11 protein-coding genes are annotated in these 22,173 nt (G+C 45.7%); 4 read left to right on the top strand and 7 right to left on the bottom strand.

All coding sequences use genetic code 11. The annotated features are described in order from the left end of the window. Window positions 1-28 precede the first annotated feature (28 nt). From ABZR88_RS11115 to ABZR88_RS11125, 3 genes are all read right to left on the bottom strand, one after another. The gene (locus tag ABZR88_RS11115; protein WP_107830261.1) at window positions 29-2,026 is read right to left on the bottom strand and encodes a RagB/SusD family nutrient uptake outer membrane protein; all 1,998 of its coding nucleotides are present in this window, start codon (window positions 2,024-2,026) and stop codon (window positions 29-31) included. Window positions 2,027-2,044: 18 nt separating this feature from the next. Further along, on the bottom strand, window positions 2,045-5,239 hold the full coding sequence (locus ABZR88_RS11120) for a TonB-dependent receptor (RefSeq protein WP_107830263.1): 3,195 nt from the start codon (window positions 5,237-5,239) through the stop codon (window positions 2,045-2,047). A 212-nt stretch (window positions 5,240-5,451) separates the two neighbouring features. Next, window positions 5,452-6,570: a glycoside hydrolase family 88 protein gene (locus ABZR88_RS11125; RefSeq protein ID WP_211309851.1), complete on the bottom strand. Its 1,119-nt coding sequence runs from the start codon at window positions 6,568-6,570 to the stop codon at window positions 5,452-5,454. 416 nt (window positions 6,571-6,986) lie between these two features. Between ABZR88_RS11125 and ABZR88_RS11130 the strand changes: the two genes are divergently transcribed. Further along, window positions 6,987-11,033, top strand: coding sequence for a two-component regulator propeller domain-containing protein (locus ABZR88_RS11130; RefSeq protein WP_170113660.1), 4,047 nt, complete (start codon window positions 6,987-6,989; stop codon window positions 11,031-11,033). A 697-nt stretch (window positions 11,034-11,730) separates the two neighbouring features. Next, on the top strand, window positions 11,731-13,479 hold the full coding sequence (locus ABZR88_RS11135; RefSeq protein ID WP_369434686.1) for a chloride channel protein: 1,749 nt from the start codon (window positions 11,731-11,733) through the stop codon (window positions 13,477-13,479). A gap of 34 nt (window positions 13,480-13,513) precedes the next feature. On the opposite strand, the gene ABZR88_RS11140 is transcribed toward ABZR88_RS11135, so the two are convergent. Continuing rightward, window positions 13,514-14,671 carry an acyltransferase family protein gene (locus tag ABZR88_RS11140; protein ID WP_107830269.1) on the bottom strand — a complete coding sequence of 386 codons (1,158 nt, stop codon included), beginning with the start codon at window positions 14,669-14,671 and terminating at the stop codon, window positions 13,514-13,516. A gap of 8 nt (window positions 14,672-14,679) precedes the next feature. Continuing rightward, window positions 14,680-15,843 (bottom strand): glycoside hydrolase family 105 protein, encoded by a 1,164-nt coding sequence (locus ABZR88_RS11145; protein WP_245917090.1) that lies wholly within the window; start codon window positions 15,841-15,843, stop codon window positions 14,680-14,682. Window positions 15,844-16,119: 276 nt separating this feature from the next. Here ABZR88_RS11145 and hepC point away from each other — a divergent pair, with 276 nt between their 5' ends. Next, complete coding sequence (gene hepC / locus ABZR88_RS11150; protein ID WP_245917091.1) at window positions 16,120-18,111, top strand: heparin-sulfate lyase HepC; 1,992 nt, start codon at window positions 16,120-16,122, stop codon at window positions 18,109-18,111. Between the two features lie 9 nt (window positions 18,112-18,120). On the opposite strand, the gene ABZR88_RS11155 is transcribed toward hepC, so the two are convergent. Beyond that, a complete protein-coding gene (locus ABZR88_RS11155) occupies window positions 18,121-19,005 on the bottom strand; it encodes an ROK family protein (protein ID WP_146166588.1) in 885 nt (294 codons plus the stop codon). A 46-nt stretch (window positions 19,006-19,051) separates the two neighbouring features. Beyond that, complete coding sequence (locus tag ABZR88_RS11160; RefSeq protein ID WP_107830273.1) at window positions 19,052-20,677, bottom strand: sulfatase; 1,626 nt, start codon at window positions 20,675-20,677, stop codon at window positions 19,052-19,054. 290 nt (window positions 20,678-20,967) lie between these two features. Between ABZR88_RS11160 and ABZR88_RS11165 the strand changes: the two genes are divergently transcribed. Next, entirely contained in the window at window positions 20,968-22,170 is a 1,203-nt protein-coding gene (locus ABZR88_RS11165) for a glycoside hydrolase family 88 protein (protein WP_107830275.1), read from the top strand. Window positions 22,171-22,173 lie beyond the last annotated feature (3 nt).

Below are 22,173 nucleotides of genomic sequence, written 5' to 3' on the forward strand. Positions count from 1 at the left end.
CTTTTCATTTAAAAGGATGAATAATTGATTACCAACCCGGATTTTGAGTTACAGCCCTGTTGACCGTAATCTCTGATGACGGGATTGGGTACAGGTTATGTCTGGCGGTAATGTTAGATCCGGCCAGCCCGCCATAAGCAAAACTGCCTCCGTTAGTTCTCATATCGGCGCCTAACGCATTCATAGTTTGCACCCAGATACCCCAGCGGATCAGATCCGCACGGCGTAAACTCTCGTAACAAAGCTCGCGGGCGCGCTCATCCTGAATGGCCTGCAGGAACGATGATTGCGACAAACCGGCTGGCAGATCCACCGTTGAAGTGGCAACAGTAGCAGTAACCGTAGCTGCAGCGCCGGCATAGGTAAATACCGCACCGGTGGTTGCAGCTGCAGATGCGCCGCTGGTATTGGTTGGTGCAGTGGCAGTTGAAGTACCTGCTGTGGTTACGTTATACAGGTTATTGCCGTTGGTTACTTGCTGGCCAACGGTATAATTTGTACCAGCCGCCCATACCAAGCCAACTTTGACGGTTGGTGCAGATGTATAACCACTACCCGGATTGGTAATAGCAACGCCATTCACCTTACCGGTGCTGGCAATAGAAGCCATGCCGGTTGCACCGGTACCGCCACCACCAGTGATGGTTAATGGCACGTTGGCTTGTGTGGTGGTTGAGTATGCATAACCGGTGTTGCCGGCAGTAGCAAGGGTAAGGCCGCTTACTACAGATACAGAAGCACCGGCGGTGCTAACATTGAGTCCAAAGGCGCGTCTTCTTACCTGGTTAATAGCGTTGTAAGCGGTAGCACTTGGTCCGTTAACCTGGTTCTCAGCCTCGGCCAGCATCAGCAATACATCCGAGTAACGCAAAAGCGGGAAATTAATAGTTGTATTATTTTTGTTTTTAGGCGCCGGCATGGTCTCATACTCCCGACGGAACTTGCCTTCATTACGATTATATAATTGCGCAGAGGTAAAGAAAACATCAGACACCGGCGTAGTTGCACTATTGTATGAATAGGGTGCAATGGCCCAATCGCGGCGTAAATCGCCGGCACTATATAGGTTGTATAACTTTGCCGTTGCGTCAATAAAGGCATAACTATAACCAATAACATCTGTATTAGCCGATAAGGCGATACCATTGACGTTCCCCAGGCGGCTATAATCGCCCAGGCCATTAGCGTTGTTGTTATTTGCCTCAACCTCCCACATACTCTCTTTTACATCATATATACCTTGATGCAGATTAACAAACATCTGCTTGTAACTTGGATTAAGGCTGTGTTCGCCAGACGACACCACTTTCTGCGCCCAGCTTAGTGCATCCTGGTATTTGGAAACATCATTTAGCGGATACCCGGCCATGGTTAAACAAACCCTTGCCAAGATACCCTCAACTGTGGTTTTTGAAACCCGGCCGCCATAACCCAGAGAGGTTGCTGTATAAACCATACCTTCGGCAGCCTGCATATCTTTCAGCACCTGGGCATAAACGTCCCTGGCAGGCGTACGCGGGATATTAACATCGCTAACCGAGGCTGTGGGTGTGGTTTTGAGCGGCACATCGCCGAAATTGCTTACCAGCAGGAAGTAATAGTAGCCACGCAGAAACATGGTTTCGCCCAGAATGGCTTTCCGCTTGGTTTCGTCCATTGGTGCCAGGTTAATATTCTGGATCAGGATGTTAGCGCGCTCTATCCCCTGATACAACTGGGTCCAGAGGTTATTGACATCGGCATTGGTATAATCAAAATTGTATACCATTACGCCGGTTGTTTGAGCAGACCGGGCATAAAAGCCTTCATCAGTAGCAGCTCCAATGGAAGAAAACATGGCGCTGCCATACATACTTTCTGTAACCAACGGCTGATAAACCCCGGCCAGGGCATTATTGAGTTTTGCTTCAGTATTATAATATTCTGTTTGTGTAAGTGTATCAGATGGAACAGTGTCCAGATTTTTTTTACACGAAACCATTTCCAGGCTCAACAGAGCGGCCAGAAATAAAAGTGAACGTTTCATAGTCAAAATCTTTAGTGGTTAAAAATTAACGTTAGCGCCAAAGGCAATTGTTCTTGCGCGTGGATAAGCGCTGTAATCAAACCCGCCTGTAAGTACAGAGTTGTACGTACTTACTTCCGGATCTTCGCCGGTGTAGTGGGTCCAGGTCCAAAGGTTCTGGGCCGACGCAAACACCCTGATGGATGACACTTTGATTTTTTGTAACCATCCCTTAGGCAGGTTATAACCCAGTTGCACTGTTTTTAAACGCAGATATGAACCATCTTCTACCGTTCTGGATGAGTAGCCACCGCCGAAATAACCACCTACACGGTAGTTGGCAGAGTTTTGATTGGTTGGCGTCCAGCGATCATTATAGCTGGCAAACTGCTCCAGATAAGTGTTACCCAATATATTACCCTCAAATACCATGCGGCTTACGTTCTGTATGTCGTTACCGTAAGACCACTGGAAGAATACGCTCAGGTCAAAATTCCTATAAGTAAAGTTGTTGGTAAAACCACCGGTGTGGATAGGTAGCGAACGGCCGATCACGGTATAATCAGATGAGTTAACTACACCATCGCCGTTCAAGTCCTTGTATTTAATATCACCTGGCTGGATGCTGGCACGATTATTACCATTAGACGCTACATTATCTTTCAGCACGTAGCCACCTGTGGCGGTTCTGTTAAAATCACTATACTGATAGTTGCCATCCCAGATATAACCAAACATTTGCCCCAGCGGCTGCCCTACTCTGGCAATATAGCCCGGGGTTGAAAACCACGAATTTTGCCACTGCGGACTACTTAGCATACTTTCTTGATTATTAGCTAATGCCAACACTTTATTGCTGTTAAAGGCAATATTAAAGCTACTGGTCCAGGTAAAGTCCCGGCTACGAATATTTACTGTACTCAGCGTTAACTCCAGGCCCTGGTTTTGTACACTGCCTATATTTTCATAAGCTGTGCTGTAACCGCTTGACGTAGGTAAGGTAGCGTTGAGCAAAAGGTCTTTAGTGGTTTTGCGATAAACATCAGCTGCCAGGCTGATACGATCGCCAAAAAAAGAAAGATCTATACCGCCATCATACTGAGTAGTGGTTTCCCATTTCAGATCGGGGTTACCGATGGCCAAGGGGATAACGCTGGCCGTTGCGGTATTGTTAAATGAGTAACCATAACTTGCAGGTAAACCGGTAGAAGACAGATAAGCAAAATCTGACACCCGGTTATTACCAGTCTGGCCGTAGCTGAAGCGCAGCTTACCGTTTGATAATACCTTATTACCTTTCAGAAATCCTTCTTCTGTAAACCTCCAGGCAGCAGCTGCCGACGGGAAGTATCCCCAATGATTCTTCGGCGCGAATTTGGAAGAACCGTCTGCACGGAACGAAGCCGTAAGGTAATAAACCGAATTGTAATTATAATTAATACGACCCAGCCATGATTGTGCGTTCCATAAAGAACTGGTGGCTTTAGTGTTAGACGGTATTAGGGTACCCTCATCCAGGCCACTGATACCCAATGACTCGTTAGGTAGCTGACCGGCGCCAAAGCCATACATGTTTGAAGTATTGCCCTGTTGGGTAAAACCGGCCAATACATTCAAGTTGTGCCTGCCGTAGCTCTTGTCCCAGGTCAGCGTATTCTCGTTAGCCCAGTTATTATTCTTGGAGGTAGATACCGATCCGTTAACACCATTAGTTGCCCCGAAAAGCGAGTTGGGGCTACCTAAAGCAGTATGTGTGTTATTAAAGCTTTCGTTACCTATCTCGGTATTGTTAATAATGCCGGTAACGCGCAGTGTCAAGTTTTTGGTGATAGCATAAGACAGATAAGTATTTACGTTTAACGCTGCTGTATTAACGTTACGTACCATATTCTCCTGATTGATCACCGGGTTAAATTTATAATCGTTTGCCGGGTTGGTTGTTGCATCAACCTCTTGTGTTTCACTATAAGGCGACAGCGGGTTTGAACCCCATACACTATACATTACATTAGAGGTACCACTGTTGTTAGAAGCGGCCAGGCTGTTACCAAACTGTTTTAGATAAGAGTAATTGGCATTGATGCCTACTTTCAGTTTGTCATTTATAGCCTGATCTAAAGTGATGCGCCCCTGGTAACGTTTAGAGCCAGTGTTGATAACGGTACCCATCTGATCATCTATTGATCCGGTTACCGCATATGTGGTTTGTTTGTTGCCGCCGCGCAGCGCCACATAATAGTCTCGCAGGCTGCCGGTTCTGAAGAAAGGCGACTGCCAGTCTGTAGTCGGATAGTTTTGATAATCAGCCAGGGTTTTTCCGGGCAAAGTGAAATAGGTATAGGTTGGCGTCGGGGCAACTGCCGAACCAGCTGTAGGGTCGCGCTCCAACTGCATCTGCAGGAAGTCATAACTGTTCATCAGCTTCATGGTTTTGATGTTACTGACAAAGCTCTGTGTTACGTTAGCATTAACAACCGGTACACCGGCTTTACCTTTTTTGGTGGTAATAATCACCACTCCATTGGCGCCACGGGCACCATAGATAGCGGTTGCAGAGGCATCTTTGAGCACATCAAGACTCTCAATATCCTGCGGATTAAGCAAGCTCAGGTTAAACCCTTCTATCGGGAAGCCATCTACTACGTACAGTGGGGTATTGTCTTGCGTAATTGAGTTGGCCCCGCGAACAACGATATTAATTGCCGATCCGGGTTGGCCATCGGCCGAATTAACCTGCACACCGGCCACACGGCCCGCCAATGATTCACCGACAGAAAGCACAGGCGCCTTGGTAACATCAGACATGGATATCCGACCGACAGCCCCCGTCAGGTCTTTTACCTTCTGTGTACCATAACCAACCACCACTACTTCATTCAGGGCAGACGCCTGGTCTTTCATCGTAACGCTAACCTGCAACTTCCCCGAAAGCGGCAGTTTCACTGATTCAAAACCTGTATAGCTAAAAAGCAGTGTAGCATTCTTATTGGAAACCGTAATTGAGAACTTTCCGTTAATATCGGTAACAGCAGCACTGGTGCTATTCTCTATTCTTACGGTTACGCCCGGTAAGGGCAATTGTTGTGTATCCTTAACCACACCGGTCACTTTCTGGGTTTGCGCATACAACCCGGCACACGACGCAAGGATCAACAAAACAAATAGCGCAATCCTTTTTAAACCACTACGAACACTCGTACCGGCAGACTGCATAGCGCATTGTAAATTCATCATAGTCTATATTAAATTAGATTAAAGGGCAATTGGCTTTAATGGATGTGATGCGATGCGCAAAACTTCCAGGTTTACAGGGGGCACCCTGCGTGTAGCATGTTGTAAAATTCTTCTCATCTATATAAAAATTGGTTTGTAATTGGATTTACTAAGTTAAACCAGGCGCCTGCTCCCAAGGGGCAAAATCTTCCTTACCTGGATGAAAATCTTCCCTATTTTTCAGCATGCTGATACCTGAGCAATGCTTCCAGGTAATAATAGTCTGCATAGCACAGCGGCACGTCAATCTCCGCATGGTGCGGCAGACTGCCTACCGAATGCTTGATCAAAAAATTATCGTTAGTATGCGGTATAGCCAGATACACGCTGCTGCTTAACGAGGTTAACATTTGCACGGCCTCATTTTTATAATTAGCACGTTGTTCTCCTTTTGAGAAATCGCTCAGCTCAAACAACGCCGACGATACAACCGCCGCCGCCGAGGCATCTCTGGGGATAGGATCTGAGTACTTATCTCGGTCATAAGCCCAAAGCGGGCGATATCCTGGTTGGTTAACATTAAAATCCCACAGGGGTATTTTATCTTCCGGCAAGCGTTTGTTGTTCAGAAAAAAGTCTGCCAGATGCTGCGCTAATTCCAGGAAGCGTTTATCATGCGTTTCCCGGTAAACCATGGTGAAGCCGTAAATTGCCCATGCCTGTCCACGCGCCCATGTAGAATTATCGGCATAACCCTGACAAGTTTCACGGTTTAATACTTTGCCGGTTTTTTCGTCATAATTTACCACATGGTAAGTGCTGTAATCGGGCCTTACATGGTTTTTCATGGTTGTTTCGGCGTGGTTAACGGCTATTTTATAATAGGTAGAGTCGCCGGTAGCTTTGGTGGCCCAGAACAGCAGTTCCAGGTTCATCATATTGTCAATAATTACCGGATAATGCCACATCGTTTTCCCGTCCCATGACAGCCGCTGATCCCATGATTTGATGGTTTTGGTAACCGGGCTGTAGCGGCTGGCTAATGATTTGGCAGACTGGATCATGATGCTCTTATATTGCGGGTTGTGTGTAAGGCGGTAAGCGTTACCATAACTGCAATACATCATAAAGCCCAGATCGTGAGTTGACTTGTTGTACTGGTTATCGGCCAGTGTGTTTGTCCAGGCCAGGGCGGCGTCTTTCCACTCCTGTTTATGTGTATACTCATAAAGATACCATAAATTACCCGCCCAAAAGCCTGAGGTCCACTCTTTCAGGCTAGTATTTTTAAGCGTACCATCTTCGTTAGCTGTGCGCGGGTAAAGGCGATAATCATGTTGTTCTTTCAACATATCGCTATAAAGTTGCTCGGCTCTTTTAAAACCTTCGCTAATAAGCAGGTCGCCCGAGTTATCAATTGGGGTGAATGCCGTAAATACGACAAAAAAGAGAAGGACTATGGGTATTCGCCTCAACATCATCATCTATTTATTTAATTGGTTTATAACAAGAGTGGCAGTACAGAACAGCCGTTAATTGTAAAGTCAAAGGACGGGACACCAGCGCTGTTTTTGGGAGAAAATCCTCCGTTTATAGGGGAAAATATTCCGTTTTTTTAAGCGTTTAGAGGCACTTCAAAATCAATTTTATACTAACTTTATGCCTCGCTTAAACATGTAAACAGAATTATCCAAATTCTGACAACCAATTATAAATGCATTACACTTTCCGGTTTATTGAAAAGAATTCATATTGCGTTATATGGTGTATGGCAGTAGCAATACTGTTTTGTACACAATATGCAGGCGGACAGGAGCACCGGCTCTATTTTGATAGCTTTAAGGTGAAAGATGGACTGCCTGACAACTCGGTAGTTTCATTAACGCAGGACTCAGGCGGATATGTCTGGGCCGTTACCAGGCATGGACTAAGCAGGTATGATGGGGTAAGTTTTAAAAACTTTAAACATGACGACAGCGACGAGGGCAGTATATCGTCAGACGAATCATTGGGTAGTGTTATCACAGATCGCCTGGGCAGAATTTGGGTTACCTCCAACGGGTTAGAGTTGTACCATCCTGAAAACGAATCGTTTCAGAAAATCCCAGTCGTGGTTCCGGGACTAAAAACTATCTATTTTGATAGCAGAAACAGATTATATCTGGGCGGCATTGGTTGTCTAAAATATTTAGAAGGAAAAAACCTGCAAACTTCAGGAATAATCGACCTGGGCCTCGATAAAAACACGCTAGTTCGTGTGATCTGCGAAGACGATCAGCATAATTTATTGGTCGGAACCACTAAAGGGCTGTTTAAAATAAATTTCCTCAGGCAAAGGCCCAACTCCCCCGCTAAGGCTGTTCTTGTAAATAGGCTTGACATCAGCGACATTACTACTGTTGCACAAGACAAACATCACAACCTATGGATCGGAACAAGGACAAATGGCCTCTATCATTACGATTACAAAACCGGCATTTTCAGCCCCTTTACGAAGGATAGTTCTCCCGATAAAACACTTATTGGCAGCCATATCAGAAAAATAATAGTGGCCAAAAACGGCACCCTATGGATTGGAACACAGGAAGGCTTATCTATCCTCAATATCGATAAGCAACGCTTTTATAATTTTCAATATGATCCCGCTGATCAGCATAGCCTGAGCCAGAATTCCATTTATGATATTTTTCAGGATAAAGCCGGCTCAATTTGGATCGGCACCTATTTTGGTGGGTTGAATGTGGTGCACCCGGAAGGTGCCCCTTTTACAGTTTTTCAAAACAATGCCTATAAAAACAGTATTAGCAGCAACATTATCAGTACCATTACGCAGGATGCGCATCACAACCTTTGGATAGGCACTGAAGCCGGAGGAGTTAATTTCTGGGACAAGCAAACCGGGCGGTTTACAGTTTTCAGAAACAACGTTGCCGATAAAACAAGCCTCAGTTCTAACCTTGTAAAGGCCATTGCTATCGATCAGCAAGGCGATGTATATATAGGTACGTCTACCGGAGGTCTCAATATATACCACCCCTCAGATGGCAGGTTCGAAAACTTCTGGTACTCCAGGCAAAAAACAATTCCGGGAGTCAGCGGAGATGATGTCAGGTGCCTCCTCATAACCCATCAAAATGAGGTTTTGGTGGGTACCAGTACCGGTGTTAAGATTTTTCTAAAAAATGAGCGGCGTTTTATCGCGGTAAACGCAAATAATACAGAACAACTTTGGGTTAACACCTTATTTGAAGATAAGGATCATACCATATGGGCGGGAACGTCCAACGGCTTATATCAGATGACGAAAGGAGGACAAATGAAGCGCATGGATTTCTTTGACTCAGCAACGCAGCACAGGCCCCTCGCTTTTAATATTAATTGCATGCAGCAGGATAACTTAGGTCGCTTGTGGGTGGGGACTTATTATAAGGGACTGCTTTTATTGGATCAGCCGAAGCACTCCTTTCATGCCATTACAACCCGTGAAGGACTGGCGGGAAATAACGTATTGGGCATACTTGCCGATACACATAATAACCTGTGGATAAGCACCAATGACGGCCTTTCAAAATTTGATGTTCTGCATGGACGCTTTCAGAATCTGAAAACGGAGGACGGCTTGCCCGATAATCAGTTTAACAAAGGATCTTATTATAAACAGAACGACAGCACTTTTTATTTTGGCACCTACAACGGTCTGATCAATTTTAATCCGGCCATGATCACCCAAAACCAGGCACCGCCAAAGGTTGTTTTTTCTTCTATAAAATTGTTTAATCAGCCATTAAAGATTAAGCAGCAGCATGAGCTGCTAAAGGGCGATCTGAGCTATGAACGCGAGCTAACCTTTAAGTATAACCAGAACGTATTTACCGTTGGGTTTGCCGCACTCAACTTTATCAAATCATCTAAAAACAGGTATGCCTACCGCCTAACCGGCTTTGACCACGACTGGAATTATGTTGATCAGCCCGCGGCTACCTATACTAACCTGGCAGCAGGCGATTATCAATTACAGGTTAAGGCGGCTAATAACGATGGCGTATGGAACCAGCAGCCAGCCGTTCTCTATATTCATGTTTTGCCGGCACCCTGGAAAACCTGGTGGGCCTATGTTATCTACCTTATCATCGCAGTCATTATTATGGCTTATATCAGGCGGTTTTTACGCGCCAGGATGCAACTGAGGCAGGAGCTTTTCAGAGAACGTATTGAGGCAGAGCAGGAGAAAAAAAGCCATCAGCGGCAGCTTGATTTTTTTACCGATATCTCTCACGAGATCAGAACGCCGCTCACACTTATTTTAGGACCGGCCGAGCGCCTTGCAGCTATTAAAATAGACAATAAAAACGCAAGGCAGTATATTGACAGCATTGAGAATAATGCAAACCGTTTGTACAAACTGGTCACCGAATTGCTGGATTTCAGAAAAGCGGGAGCCAACCAGCTGCATCTGTATCCGACAGAGGAAGACCTGATCAAATTCTTAAAAGAGATTTTCTGCGCTTTTCAGTCCTCGGCTGAAATTAAGGATATTAACTTTCAATTTAACGCCCAGGCGATACCGCTAACGGTTTGTTTTGATCGCGATCAACTTGAAAAAGTATTCAACAATCTGTTTATCAATGCCCTGAAGTTTACGCCCGCGGGCGGATCAATCAAAGTTTCGGTTCATGAAAACACCACCGATAACCAGGTAGAGGTTGTAGTGGAAGACAACGGCAAAGGAATACGACCGGAAGATATTGATCGTATTTTTGACACTTTTTATCAGGCTGAATCTTCGGCCGGCACCGGTATAGGGCTGGCACTTTCTAAACGTTTGGTTGAACTTCACGAGGGTACAATCAGTGTACTCAGCAAAGCAGCAATTGATGGACAGGGAGGGTTTACGGCATTCACAGTGAAGTTGCCATTAGGCAAAGAACATATCACGAACGACCAAGTTGTTCTGAACGATTCTCTACCGCAACATGATTTCACATTTTTAGGTAGCGAGCCGAATGAAGAACCTGCCGAAGAAGAGGCGCTCCCATCATCCCAGAGAGCCGGTAACCGCAGTATTTTGCTGGTAGAAGACAATGATGAAGTACGTGAGTTTATCAGGCAATCGCTGGAAAACGACTACCAGGTGATCGAGGCAAAGAACGGGCAGGAAGGATTGAGTTATGCTACCCGCCTAATACCGGACTTGATTATCAGTGATGTGATGATGCCGGTAATGGATGGCTTAGAACTTTGCTCCCGTATTAAAGCTGACATCAGAACCAGTCATATCCCAGTAATCCTGCTTACGGCAAAGGCGGCCCCCGTTCATCATATCCACGGACTGCAGCACGGGGCCGACGCTTATATAACCAAGCCATTCAGTACCCAGGCGCTGCACCTCAATATCCACAACATGCTAACGCTCATCAGCGCACAGCAGCGAAAGTATAGCGAGCGCCTGAGTCTCCCCCCTCTTCCCCTGCATCATCAGGAATCAGAAGATGAGAAATTACTTTACAAATTGCAGGAGATCATACAAAACAACATAGACAACCCGGAGCTTGACCTTACTACACTCACCCGCGAGCTGGGCATGAGTAAATCTGTTTTGTACAAAAAATTCAGCGCACTCACCAATCAATCGCTCAATAACTTTATCAAAACAGAGCGTCTTAAGAAAGCCGTTAAACTATTCAAAGAAGGCGAAACATCGGTAATTGCGGCGGCCGTTAAGGTGGGATTCAATGATGTTAAATACTTCAGCAAGGAATTTAAAAAGCTTTATAATGTTACTCCGAACGAGTATTTGAATGGTGGCTCAGAATGAATTATTGGCATTTAACTACTGGTATACAACGCCGCTCGGAAGTTATTTATCAATTTGATAAACGAATATAAGATTCCTAAAGGCAAAATATTTATCAGATAATTCGCTCACTTTGATATAAAGATTAACTCATCTTTTCTTTTTAAGCACCCTTTTAAACAGCTCCAAAAACTCCAGAAGCTGTTCAAACGATTGCTCCCCATCGGTACAAAAGGAAACAACACAGGGTCGTTGTTTCCTTTTTTTTATGCCGATAAAAATCTGATCGAGAATTAATTATCTCTTACTTCGCTAAAGCGAAGATCGATCGCGCACCAGAAACAACGCAAGGCTTTATCTCAGATCAATAACACAACCAGCTGATTATAAATAAATTAGCCTATTTCATTTTTTTCATCCATTGACGATCAAATAATTGTAACTTTTGTTTTTAAAGTTTCCACCAGGTGAAATTATTTACTCTTAGTATTTAGGATGCTATCTATCAGTAAATTAGGGCAATAATTCTCTAAAACTTTCACTTGACAATATCGTAATTGCACTCTTTTTATTACGAATCAACTAATTGTTAAAGGTCATGGATGGCAATCTTAATCAAACTGGCATACCCGTTTCTCCGTCACTGTCTGCTATAACGCCAAATCCGGCCGATCCTGGAAAGAAAATATCAAAAAAGAGACTACTAAGAATATCCGTTTTGTGTATCGTAGTGGCCATGGCTATTAGTGTAATTGCCAAGCTGTTGGTTATGCTAATCAATATGGTAACCAATCTTTCTTTTTTTGGATCAATTAACCCTTCTTTTCTCAATCCCTCCGGTAATCACCTGGGCGTATGGGTTATATTTATACCAGTAATTGGCGGTATTGCAGTAGGATTAATGGCACTTTACGGCTCCAAAGCCATTCGCGGCCATGGTATACCAGAGGCGATGGAGCAAATACTAACCAATCAAAGCCGGATAAAACCATCCATAACGCTTTTAAAGCCTATATCATCTGCCATAGCTATTGGTACAGGGGGACCGTTTGGGGCCGAAGGGCCTATTATAGCCACGGGCGGCGCATTAGGCTCAACGCTCGGCCAGTTATTCAAAATCACTTCAAATGAGCGGAAAGTGGTGCTGGCGGCCGGGGCCACGGCTGGCATGTCGGCCATATTTGGAACGCCGATCGCCTCTGTATTTTTAGCGATAGAATTGTTATTGTTTGAGTTTTCTCCAAGATCCATTTTGCCGGTTGCGTTGGCATGTATCACCGGTGCGGCCGGCCATCATTTGTTATTCGGGGTTGGGCCGGTATTTCCGATGGCCGATTTGGAAATACCATCAAACGGCGCTTTGGCCATTTATAGCACCCTGGGGTTGGTTGTTGGGTTCTTATCGTTGGGTATAACCAGGTTTGTTTATGTAATGGAAGATCTTTTTGAAAAAATCCCCGTGCATTGGATGTGGTGGCCCGCCATAGGTGGTTTGGCAGTAGGCGTTATTGGCTATTTTGTGCCGCAAACATTAGGCGTTGGTTATAATAACATCACCAGCGTGCTATCCGGGTCAGTTGCTTTGCTGGTGGTGTTGCGTTTGTTCTTCTTTAAATTCTTGTCCTGGGCCATTGCGTTGGGAAGCGGCACCTCCGGCGGAACGCTGGCGCCGTTGCTTACCATTGGCGGTGCCGCCGGATCTGTTATTGGCATAGTGATTATTAACGTTTTCCCAAATTCGGGCATTAACATTCCGATGTGTGCGCTGATCGGGATGTCGGCTTTGTTTGCAGGTGCATCAAGGGCTTACTTAACCAGCATTACGTTTGCTTTAGAAGCAACCGGTCAGTTCCATGCGTTACTTCCATTGCTAGGTGGATGTACAGCTGCTTACCTCGTCTCTTTTTTCCTGATGGAGAATACCATTATGACAGAGAAGATAGCACGCAAGGGAGTTACCGCACCCGATTCTTTTGAACCTGACATTTTAAGTAAGTTAATTGTAAAAGACGTCATCACTGCCGATATGAATATTCTTGACGCCGATATGGAGATTAAAATGGTAAGAGAAGAGCTAAAATCTCAAAACAAAAAAGATCTTTATTACCTGGCTGTTGACAAGGACTGTAATTATATAGGCATCATTAGCCTTGCAGACATCAACAAGCACGATGTTAACCCCGAAGATAAGCTAAATACCATTCTAAGAACCACCAAGCTGTATATCACTTATAACGACAGCTTACAGAAAGCAATTGCGCTAATGGCAACAGAAGGTGTAGAGGCTGTACCTGTTGTTGCATCAAATAAAGTTATTGGTTTACTGAATTATAAAGATATGATGGATGCTTATAAATTTTACCGACAGGAAAATGAGCGGGCCGATCGTCAAATCTCATTTCATAAACAGCGTTTGAAAATACTGGCCCGCAGCAGAAAACTTTTTAAACCGGCACATAAATACTGATTGCACCTATGCACTGTGAAAAACCATGCCGCCCTCATACCTTAATATAGATCTTCCTTCTATAAAGCACATACATCGGCAACCAGCAGAGCAGCACAATTACAATAGAACCGGCAAGCGAAGCATTGTAGGGCGATGAGAAGCAAGGCGCAACCAGGCGGTTCTGAATAAACACCATTCCGTCCATACCGCTAATTGTCATCATATTAAAAACAGCGCGAATGATATCGCTGACAATATAGGCCATCAGCGCATTCATCCCGAAAACAACTAAGGGCCAGGTAAAACGCTGCCGGCCTTTTATATCAACCAGCCAGTAGGTAAAGGCCAGCACGTTAAGTGCTATTCCGCCGGTTAGCAGTACGTAAGAGCTGGTCCACAGTTTTTTATTGATGGGGAAAAAGATATGCCAGAACAACGCCAGCACAATGGCCCCGATGCCGTAAACAAACAGCCAGCTCACCTTATCGCCAGGCTCAACGTTGTTGCGTTTTAGCCACTCGCCTGCCCTAACGCCAATTAAACAACTTGCTATGGAAGGTAACGTACTCAGCAAACCTTCGGGGTCCCACTGTATTTTATACAGGTGCGTAGTTCCAAAAACTGCACGATCTATCCAGGCTCCCCAGTTATCTGCGGGCGCAAGGCTCGGATAATCTGCGTAAGGCACCGGCACAAAACACAGCAGCACAAAATATCCCACCAGAATGGCAGCTAAAACTATGTTCTGACTCTTAGAACTGGTTTTTAAGTACAGTATTGTTGTTAAAAAGAACACTACGCCTATACGCTGCAATACGCCCGGGATGCGAAGATGTGTTAACAGATACCCTGCTTTGGCGGTGATGGTGGTTACATCGTCAGGCACCTGATGTTTTACGAACAGCAGGATAGCCCACGAGATCAGAATCAACCATACCATCCGTTTAAAGGCACTGAGAATGATCTTTCCATGATTTCCTTCCTTTTTCTTCCGCTCCATGGCAAAAACAATGGATACGCCAACCATGAACAGAAAACAGGGAAAAACCAGGTCGGTCAGCGTAAAACCATTCCACTCAGAATGATTCAACTGACTGTATTTATGTTTGCTGTCCCCGGCATTATTCACCAGGATCATCAGCGCAACGGTTCCTCCCCTGAAAATATCCAGCGACAGCAGCCGGGGGCTTTTTAATGCAGATTTTTCCATCCCCCCGGTTATTTCTGATGTTTGGTACGATAAACCTGCGGATGCGCGGTTACATACTCATGCAGCTGCACACCAGCCAGCAGGAACGCACCCGGTCCGTAAACTTCGGTGCTGCCATCGGTCACCTTATCCGGACTGGCGCCGATAGGTTGTACATTGCCCAGCATACCATCGGCATGTACAGACGAGGTTAATGCACTCCAGGCCTTTTTTACCACCGGCCAATACTTTTTATCGTCCAATAGTTTGTGGTTCATGCCCCAAAGCAGCGCGTAGCAGTAAAAGCCGGTGCCGCTGGTTTCTTTAATATCGTAGCTTCCGGGATCAAGCAGTGAGGCATGCCAGCTGCCATCTGGCTGTTGCAATGAGGCCACCTTTGCTGCCATGTTCTTGTATAGTTCTTCAAACCGCGTCCGATCCGGATAATTTGCAGGCATGTTTTCCATAACGCGCACCAGTCCGGCTAATACCCAACCGTTACCGCGCGACCAAAACACGGGTTTGCCGTTTTGTTCTTTCTTCCCAAAAAAGCTTTGATCGCGGAAGTACAGTTGCTCTGCCGGGTTGTACAGATAGTCGGTTGTTTTCCACCACAATTTGGTGGCGCAATCCAGGTATTTAGTATCGCCTGTGGCTTTGCTCAGGTAGGCCAGCGCTGTTGGCCCCATAAACAAGGCATCGCACCAGGCCCATTCGCGGTTGGCAATTCCGTTTTTCCATTCCAGGCTCTCGTTGTGGGGTTTGGCAATAATGCTGTCGGCCTGTGTTTTCCAGGCGGCAATCATTTTGGCATCCTTATAATTCATATAAAGCTGTGCGTACAGCTGGCCAATACAGTAATCATCAGCCATAAACCTGCGCTTGCCGGTGTTCCACTTTAAATCCTCGCCTATTTTTACCATCGGCTTCAGGTATTTCTCGTTACCCGGCATGTTGCCTAGTGCATAAATGCCGGTATAACAGGCGGCGTTGGTCCAATCTACCTCGGGGTGATTAAAGCCGTTAGTGCTCCATGCGTTCAACTGCCAATCGGCCACGCGGTGCATCACCTCCATAATGTAGGCTGGTTTCAGGTTATCGTCTGGCGGCGTAGCGGCCATAGCTGGTTTATTAAGCGTAATTAAGGCTGCGGCAGCAAACAGCAAACGCCTGGTCTTCGGTATAAACATCATGTTTGAATTTGGTTTGAGAATTAACTGGTAAAAGCAAACATATATACCTGCACGGATTCTTTATTTGAAACCATACCGTTTTAGACAAAATTGAAAGCAATAAAACCAATTTCTAAAGAGCCGCCCGAGATAGCGCGATGGTTTAGCCACAGACAAACCAGCATTTAGGAAAAAACACATCCTGTTTATTCAACACCAACTAAACTATTACGGACGATTTTAAAAGCGCGAAACCTGGCCCTGCCGTAATTTCGTTTAACCATTTTTAAATCAGTTATGAAGATATTTTTCAGCACCATGTTTACCTGTCTCCTGTTTACAGGGTCTTTGCTGACAGCCCATGCTCAGGAACAGCCGGTAACCAAAGAAAGCTTTGCCTGCATCAACCTCAAACATCGGGGACTTGAAAAAGTAAGGCAACAGTTTGATGCCGGCCGCTATGATGCCGCGGCCACCGCACTGCTCAGCTATTACCGCAACCGCACCGGCATGCTGCGACCAAACTTTGACCTAGATGAACTGAAAAGATCAACCGGCAAAAAGTTAAGTCCCGATATACGGGAAGCGGCAGACAATGCCTTGCTGCATAAATTTAAACCGCACAAGGCTTACCCTTACTATGATTTTGGCAAGGATATTAACTGGCAACTGCGCCCCGTGCCCGATCAATTGTTCAATACTTTCCTTCACCGAACCGCCTTTTGGGAGCCATTGGGCAAGGCCTACTGGGCCACCGGCGATGAAAGATACGCCCGGGAATGGATCACCGAGGTGCGCGACTGGATTAAAAAGAATCAACCAGGCGCTTACCCTGACGACAAAGATTACGCATGGAAAGCTTTCGTTGTATCGTTCCGCCTCAATTACTGGAGCAGCTATTTCAATATGTTCCTGAAGTCGCCCAACTTCACACCTGCCTTTTTGATGGAGTTTCTGGATGTTTATGCCCAGCAGGCCGATTACGTGCTGGCCAACTATACGCCCGACGGCAACCACCGCTTGTTTGAGGCCGAGCACATGATGTATGCCGGTTACAGCTTCCCCGAGATGCAGCATTGCAGCACCTGGAGCGCCAGCGGCATCAAGGTACTGAACGAGGAGATTGGCAAACAGATCTTGCCAGACGGCGTGGATTTTGAGCTATCAACCTCCTATCACATCACCGTGCTCACTACTTTTCTGGAAGGTTTGAAGATTGCGCAACAAGCAGGCGCAGAAAACGATTTCCCGGAGAGCTATCGCAACCTGGTTAAACAGATGATCGATGCCGTTGGTAAATATTCTTTCCCTGATTATACTTTCCCGCTATATGGCAATTCCTTCCTGACCGACAAAGCGCAGATGATAAAAAGCTACCGGGACTGGTCTACGGTGTTTCCTCTAGATCAAACTATCCGCTGGTTTGCTACAGATGGGGCATCGGGCAGTGCTCCGGATTATCATTCATCTGCCTTGCACAATGCCGGTTTTTACACCTTCCGCAGCAGTAATCCGCTGGATATGAAGAGTACGGTGATGCAGATCAAAGCTGGTCCACCGGCCGGGTTCCACTCCCATCCTGATAACGGCAACTTTGTGCTATGGGTAAAAGGCCGCAACTTTACGCCCGATGCCGGCAGCTTTGTTTATGCCAACGTGGGCAACATTGTTAACCCCAAAAGAGATTGGTACCGCAGCACCAAAGCCCACCAAACGCTAACACTTGACGACCAGAACATCGAAAACAAAGCCGAGGAAAAGAAATGGACGCCCAGCGGAGACATAGAAGTATTGACTTACACCAACCCCAGCTATGAGCACCTGAGCCATCAGCGCAGCTTTCTGTTTGTTGATCATGCTTATTTGATCATCGTTGATAAAGCTTATGGCAGCGCCACAGGTAAACTGGGCATTCATTTTAACCTGCAAGAAGATAGTAAACCTGTGGTTGATCAAGCGCATAACCGCATAAACACCACCTACGCTGACGGCAACAATCTGCTGATCCAAAATTTAAATGCAGATCAAATAGGGTTAAAGGCAACAGATAGTTTTGTGTCTTATCAATATCAAAAAGAAAAGCCTCGTCCAGCATTTGTATTTGAGAAGCCCAAAGCTAATGCCAACGCGCAAACATTTATCACCATCTTATACCCTTATACCGGCAAGACAGCGCCAAACATCAGCCTGAAAGAAAATGCGGGGAATGATTATGAAAAGGGAGTGATCAATATTACGATTACGGTAAACGGCCGAAAAAGAGATATCCAAACAACGCTTCTTCAATAAGAAGCGTTGTTAAAATTCTATCAGACTCACGTGTTGTTCACTTTCCTGAAACAACTGAAATAAGCCCCGGTGAAAGGTATCATCCCGGTTGCTCCAGCAAGTAATCCTGGTGGATAGCTCTTCCTTGAGATTCTGAAAAAAATCGAGGTTATAACGAACAAGATCTCCGCCTAAAACAACTGTGTGGATGTGGCTATTGGCCGCCTCTCTGACCAGGAAGCTCAGAGCACGGCGCAGGAAATCTTTGAGCACGTCGCGGGCTGCAACACTTTCCTTACTCAATGCCGTCAACTGACCGACATTCATAACCGATATACCGGTTTCCTGATGATAGCCGCGCATTAAGGCCTGGGCCGACAGGTAATCATTAGCACGCTTATTTAAATAGCGTTTTGACTCCCAACCCAAATGCTGGATGCCCCCGCCTGTAATTACCGAGGCCGACAGGTCTGTACCAAAATGCACACCGGCCACACCCGGGACATCAAGGCCGGGCCGGGCAAAAAGCTCGCCTTTTAAATAAGCTGTTCCGTTATAATGTAACTGCACATCCTCGGGCTGCAGATTTAAGATTTCGGCAAAAAACTCAACCAGGCAAATGGGGTATAACTTAGCATACCGCTCTGCACAAGCCGGAATGTATTGAGCTTTTGGATCAATAAAAGGTAAAGGCACCGAAACGGCGCATCCGGTTAAATTGGCAAGATGTTTGGCAGGTAAATCGGCAATGGCGTTCGCCCAGATCTGCAGCAACATGTTCTGCCCCACTTTATAACTAACCGGGATGCGCTGATAACTCTGTGGCACTATGCCCCCTGTTTCGCGGTTAAACAGACAGGTAGAAAAATGTGCCCCGCCAATGTGTAGTGTTAAAAATGTCTCTGTCGCTGTCATTCTCTCTCGTTTACTTCGTTTTCATTTGATTCACCTAACCCTTGGACTACCGTGCATAGTCCTTATACTTGGTTTGCAATTGCTGTAATTGCACTTTCAGTTGTTTCAAGGTGGTAGCATACTTTGGATTATGGTATTGGTTATGCATCTCATGCGGATCGTTCTTCAGATCATACAGTTCCCACTCGTTTATATCATTATAAAAATGAATCAGCTTAAACCGGTTAGTGCGGATGCCGTAATGCCGTTTTACCATGTGCCAGCCCGGGAATTCGAAGTAGTGGTAATAAACAGCCTTACGCCAGTTGGCAGGTGTTTTACCCGCCTTATCCAAAACCGGACGCAGAGAAACACCCTGCATATCTGCCGGTGTTTTTACGCCTGCATAATCCAGCAAAGTGGGGGCAAAATCAAGGTTCATGGCCAGTGCGTTGCTCACGCTGCCTGCTTTGATGGCCGGTGGATATCTTACCAGCAGCGGCGTGCGTAAAGACTCCTCATACATAAAGCGTTTGTCAAACCAGCCATGCTCGCCCAGGTAAAATCCCTGATCTGAGGTGTAAACGATGATGGTATTATCCAACTCCCCTATTTGTTTCAAATAATCCAGCAGGCGGCCCACGTTTTCGTCCACACTCACCACACAGGCCATATAATCGCGCATATACTGCTGGTATTTCCATTTTACCAGGGCATCGCCTTTTAAATGAAGTTTTTTAAACTCGGCCACCCGGCGATCATAAACCTTGTTCCACGCGGCCTTCTGCTCCGGGGTAAAACGGTTATATACCTGGAAGAAACGTTGCTTATCCAACGAGGCATCATTGGCTTGCAGGTATTCATCGGCCTTATCATCTTTAAATGGCGTCGTAGCAACAACCCTGGCCATAGAGTCCAGTTGTTTTGACGACATCAGCTTCAGATCCCAGGCATCCCACATATTGGTGGCAATGTTCATCATCTGCTCTTTGGCTGCGCGACCTCGATCTTTGTATTTATCCAGCAGATTAAAAGGCTCCGGGAACACCGTATGATCAAACATCCCCAAATGCCGCATGGCCGGGAGCCAGTTGCGATGCGGGGCTTTATGCTGATAGATGAGTAAAAACGGTTTGTCTTTATCGCGTTTCTGCAAAAAACTGATGGCCTTATCGGTTATAATATCGGTTACGTAGCCTTGCTCGGTTATTCGTTTCCCGTTTTCAATAAACTGCGGCTGGTAATAATCACCCTGATTGGGCAACACGCTATAATAGTCAAACCCAACAGGCAGCGTGCCTAAATGCCATTTGCCAATCATGGCGGTTTGGTAGCCTGCCCGCTTTAACAACTGCGGATAGATTACCTGAGTACTGTCAAAGATCTTGGTATTATCGGTCAAACCATTGAGGTGATTATACTTCCCGGTAAGTATCGTAGCACGCGACGGCCCGCACACGGCATTGGTAACAAAACAGTTTTTAAACCTGATACCTTCATTGGCTATGCGGTCAAGGTTTGGCGTTTTGATCAGTTTACTACCATAGCAACTCATGGCCTGGGTGGTATGATCGTCCGTCATTATAAAAACAATATTGGGCTTTCTGCCTGCCGGTTGTTGTGCCATCGCCTGTTGAGAAACTGATAGCAATAACACCAGCCAGCCAAACGACTTGAGAGATCTGTAGTTCATATCGGTTTTATGATTTATAGCGTCAAATCAGCATTAACAATGCTTTATTTTCCACATACAATTTTAAGCCGATAACAAATCTCTCCCTTTAAACACTGGTTTAAATGCTTTAAGAATTGATGAAACCGGGCGATAATATTTAGAAGTGCCGATGGATTGATCTCAGGATAACGGGCATGAATAATCAACAACAGATTAACCAAAACCTAAAGTAATAAGCACCATTTTAAAAGCCCGTCCCTGCGTGCTTATCTAACTTGCATCCCATAATTTTTAAAAATCAACACCTTATGAAGTTTGATAGCAACACCAAAACGGCATGTACTATTGCCATTGTTTTAGCCCTGCTGTGGAACCTGCGTTCTGAAGGGCAAACGCGCCCGCCGCAATGGTTTACCAAATCAAAAAATGCCGCCGTGTATCAACTCACCCGCGCGGCTGCGGTTTATCAGCCGGGCTTAACTCCACGCTCTATTAAACCCGATGGCACCGTGCGCCTGGCACCCCAAAGCGATTGGACCTGCGGATTTTTTCCCGGCAGTTTATGGTATGCCTACGAGCTATCGGGCAAAAAGCAACTGGCCACAGATGCTGACCGGTTTACCCTCGGACTGGACTCGGTGCAGCACTTCACCTTCACCCACGATCTGGGTTTTATGCTTTATGACTCATACGGCAATGGCTACCGCCTAACTGGCAATAAGAAATATTTAAAGCCTCTGGAAAATGGCGCCATGAATCTGTATAAACGCTACAGCCCCGTAACGCACACCATCCGCTCATGGGATTTTGGCAAGTGGCAGTACCCGGTAATTATTGATAACATGATGAATGTTGATTACCTGTTCTGGTCGGCCAAAAAGTTTAACAAACCGGTTTACGCCATGGCCGCTAAAAACCATGCTGATGTTACCATGTTGAATCACTTTAGAAAAGATTACAGCTCGTACCACGTAGTAAGTTATGATACCATTACCGGCAAGGCGGTTGAAAAAGTAACCTTTCAGGGATTGGCTGATAGCTCTGCCTGGGCACGCGGGCAAGCATGGGGCCTGTATGGCTTCACCCAAGCTTATATCTATACACACAATCAGAAATACCTGGATCAGGCCAAACACATTGCCGCGTTCATCATGAACCATCCGCGCACACCGGCCGATAAAGTTCCGTACTGGGATTATGATGCACCGGATATCCCGAACACTTATCGCGACGTATCTGCTGCAGCCGTTATGGCTTCGGGCCTGTTGCAGCTGAGTACGCAGGTAGCTAACGGCCAAAACTACTTTAAATATGCAGAGCAGATCCTGCAGTCGTTATCTACAGATCAATACCTGTACAAACCAGGCACCGGGCATTATTTTATTTTGAAACACAGTGTTGGCGCCCTTCCCCTAAAATCAGAAATAGACACCCCAATTAACTATGCCGATTATTATTTCCTGGAAGCATTAAACCGCTATGCCATTATTAAACACATTAAACTAAATTAACCC

The sequence above is a fragment of the Mucilaginibacter yixingensis genome (assembly GCF_041080815.1).
Taxonomy (GTDB): domain Bacteria; phylum Bacteroidota; class Bacteroidia; order Sphingobacteriales; family Sphingobacteriaceae; genus Mucilaginibacter; species Mucilaginibacter yixingensis.

Bases quoted from the DNA above. Each gene is read 5' to 3' on its own strand.
- ABZR88_RS11115 (WP_107830261.1), bottom strand. From the start codon at position 2,026: ATGAAACGTTCACTTTTATTTCTGGCCGCTCTGTTGAGCCTGGAAATG.
- ABZR88_RS11120 (WP_107830263.1), bottom strand. From the start codon at position 5,239: ATGATGAATTTACAATGCGCTATGCAGTCTGCCGGTACGAGTGTTCGT.
- ABZR88_RS11125 (WP_211309851.1), bottom strand. From the start codon at position 6,570: ATGTTGAAAGAACAACATGATTATCGCCTTTACCCGCGCACAGCTAAC.
- ABZR88_RS11130 (WP_170113660.1), top strand. From the start codon at position 6,987: ATGGCAGTAGCAATACTGTTTTGTACACAATATGCAGGCGGACAGGAG.
- ABZR88_RS11140 (WP_107830269.1), bottom strand. From the start codon at position 14,671: ATGGAAAAATCTGCATTAAAAAGCCCCCGGCTGCTGTCGCTGGATATT.
- ABZR88_RS11145 (WP_245917090.1), bottom strand. From the start codon at position 15,843: ATGATGTTTATACCGAAGACCAGGCGTTTGCTGTTTGCTGCCGCAGCC.
- hepC (WP_245917091.1), top strand. From the start codon at position 16,120: ATGAAGATATTTTTCAGCACCATGTTTACCTGTCTCCTGTTTACAGGG.
- ABZR88_RS11155 (WP_146166588.1), bottom strand. From the start codon at position 19,005: ATGACAGCGACAGAGACATTTTTAACACTACACATTGGCGGGGCACAT.
- ABZR88_RS11160 (WP_107830273.1), bottom strand. From the start codon at position 20,677: ATGAACTACAGATCTCTCAAGTCGTTTGGCTGGCTGGTGTTATTGCTA.
- ABZR88_RS11165 (WP_107830275.1), top strand. From the start codon at position 20,968: ATGAAGTTTGATAGCAACACCAAAACGGCATGTACTATTGCCATTGTT.